The sequence below is a fragment of the Sphingopyxis sp. genome, assembly GCF_036402335.1.
Taxonomy (GTDB): Bacteria; Pseudomonadota; Alphaproteobacteria; order Sphingomonadales; family Sphingomonadaceae; genus Sphingopyxis.
The window spans coordinates 1-2,673 of record NZ_DASWTD010000203.1 but is presented as its reverse complement, the minus strand read 5'-3'; the positions used below and the strand labels follow the sequence as shown (position 1 = coordinate 2,673).

At 63.7% G+C, this 2,673-nt stretch carries 2 protein-coding genes and 1 pseudogene; all 3 read left to right on the top strand.

The window, feature by feature from the left end; all coding sequences use genetic code 11:
* Nucleotides 1–1,740 (top strand): membrane protein insertase YidC (yidC, locus tag VGD20_RS06445; RefSeq protein ID WP_331133664.1); only part of this gene is annotated, 1,740 nt, incomplete at its 5' end.
* Complete coding sequence (gene yihA / locus VGD20_RS06440; RefSeq protein ID WP_331133663.1) at nucleotides 1,737–2,402, top strand: ribosome biogenesis GTP-binding protein YihA/YsxC; 666 nt, start codon at nucleotides 1,737–1,739, stop codon at nucleotides 2,400–2,402. The genes yidC and yihA, both read left to right, overlap by 4 nt.
* Nucleotides 2,403–2,531: 129 nt before the next feature.
* Nucleotides 2,532–2,673, top strand: a pseudogene (locus VGD20_RS06435) (glutathione S-transferase family protein); the annotation flags it as partial.

The window sequence follows — 2,673 nt, the reverse complement described above, 5'->3', positions numbered from 1 at the left end:
GACAAGCGTAACATGATCACGGCCATCCTCCTGTCGGTGGCGATCCTGATCGGCTGGAATTTCGTCGCAGACAAATTCTTCCCCACGCCCGACAAGCCCGACGTGACCAAGACGGTCGCCGGCCCGGATGGTGCGGCGCCCGCCGCGGCACCCGGCCAGCCCGCGGCACTGCCCGCCCCCGGCGTCCCCGCCGCGACCGCAGCGCAGGCGATCCGCCCGATCGAGGCGGTGCTGGGCGAAGGCAACCGTATCCCGATCGACACCCCCGCGATCAAGGGATCGATCAACCTCGTCGGCGCGCGCATCGACGACATCACGCTCGGCAAATATCGCCAGACGATCAAGAAGGATTCGCCGCCGGTGCGCCTGTTCGCACCCGCCGGCACCAAGGCCGCCTATTTCGCGAGCATCGGCTGGTCGGCGCAGGGCATCGTCGTTCCGGGTCCAACTACGGTGTGGACCGCAACGGGCACCAAGCTGACCCCGTCGACCCCCGTGAGGCTGAACTGGGCAAACACCACCGGCCAGACGTTCCGCATCGAGTATAGCATCGACGATAATTATCTGATCACGGCGAAGCAGACGATCGCCAACACCGGCAGCGCGCCGGTTGCGGTGCGCAGCGGCACCTATATCGACCGCACCGGCAAGCCGACCGACCCGCACGAGCAGGACAGCTGGACGATCCACGTCGGCCCGACCGGCTATCTCGACGGCAAGTCGAACTTCACCAATTACGACGAGCTCGAAGAGGCCGCGAACAACACGGTCTCGTACACCTCGGCCGGCTGGCTTGGCTTCACTGACAAATACTGGCTCGCTGCGGTGATCCCCGCGAAGGGCGAAAAAGTCTCGGCCGCGTTCAATTCGCTGCCCGGTGGCGCGTTCCGCGCCGCCTTTGCCCGCGACCTTGTCGAGGTCGCGCCGGGCAAGCAGGTCACGACCACCAGCCGCGTCTTTGCCGGCGCGAAGGAAGTCAGCACCCTCTCGCACTATCAGGACGATCAGGGCATTACGCGCCTGTCGAACGCGATCGACTGGGGCTGGTTCGAATTTTTCGAGGTGCCGATCTTCAAGCTGCTCGACTGGCTGTTCCGCATGGTCGGCAATTTCGGCGTCGCGATCATGGCGCTGACGCTGATCATTCGCCTGCTGATGTTCCCGATCGCGCAGCGCCAGTTCGGATCGATGGCGCAGATGCGCCTTGTCCAGCCAAAGATGAAGGCGCTGCAGGAACGCTACAAGGACGACAAGCAGAAGCAGCAACAGGAGCTGATGAAGCTCTACAAGGACGAGAAGATCAATCCGCTCGCCGGCTGCCTGCCGATCGTGATCCAGATCCCGATCTTCTATGCCCTCTATAAGGTGCTGATGCTGACGATCGAAATGCGGCACCAGCCGTTCATCCTGTGGATCAAGGATCTGTCGGCGCCCGATCCGCTGCACATCCTGAACCTGTTCGGCCTGCTGCCCTTCACCCCGCCGTCGATCCTGTCGATCGGCATCCTCGCGGTGATCCTGGGCATCACGATGTTCCTGCAGTTCCGCCTGAACCCGCAAGCGACCGACCCCGTGCAGCAGCAGGTGTTCAAGATCATGCCGTGGCTGTTCATGTTCATCATGGCGCCGTTCGCGGCGGGGCTGCTGCTCTACTGGATCACCAACAATATCCTGTCGATCGCGCAGCAGCAGTGGATGTACCGCAAGTTCCCGCAGCTCAAGGCGGCACCGACGACGTGAGCGACAGCGAAGATCTCGATCCGGGGGCCGACCCCGAACGGGCGGAGCGCGCGCGCAAGCTGTTTTCGGGACCGATTACGTTCCTGAAATCGGCCCCCGCGCTCCAGCATCTGCCCGCGCCGAGCGCGCCCGAGATCGCGTTCGCGGGCCGCTCGAACGTCGGCAAGTCGTCGCTGCTCAACGCGCTGACGAACCGGGGCGGCCTCGCGCGCACCTCGGTGACGCCGGGACGGACGCAGGAACTGAACTATTTCGACGTCGGCGAGAATCCCCTGATCTTCCGGCTCGTCGACATGCCCGGCTATGGTTTCGCCAAGGCGCCGAAGGATGTCGTCAAGAAATGGCGTTTCCTGATCAACGACTATCTGCGCGGCCGCGCCGTGCTCAAACGTACGCTGGTGCTGATCGACAGCCGTCACGGGATCAAGGATGTCGACCGCGACGTGCTCGAAATGCTCGACACCGCCGCGGTCAGCTATCGCATCGTCCTGACCAAGGCCGACAAGATCAAGGCGACCGAGCTCGAGGCGGTGCAGGCCGCGACCGAGGCCGAGGCGCGCAAGCATCCCGCCGCGCATCCGCAAGTGATCGCGACGAGCAGCGAAAAGGGCATGGGTATCGCCGAGCTGCGGACGGCGGTGCTGGAGGCGGTCGAGAGTTGAAACGCCTGACGACTTGACTCATCGGCCGTTCGTGTCGAGCGAAGTCGAGACACCCTTCGAGGTAGCGCAAGATCGAGAGGCATCTCGACTTCGCTCGATGCGAACGGATTTTGGGAGTTCAAGCGCGTTATGAAACTCTTCCTCGGCAACAAGGCGTATTCGAGCTGGAGCCTGCGCGGCTGGCTGGCGGTCAAGCATAGCGGCCTGCCGTTCGAGGAAGTCACCGTCCCGCTCTACGACGAGGATTGGTCGAACCGGCGCGAGGGCGACG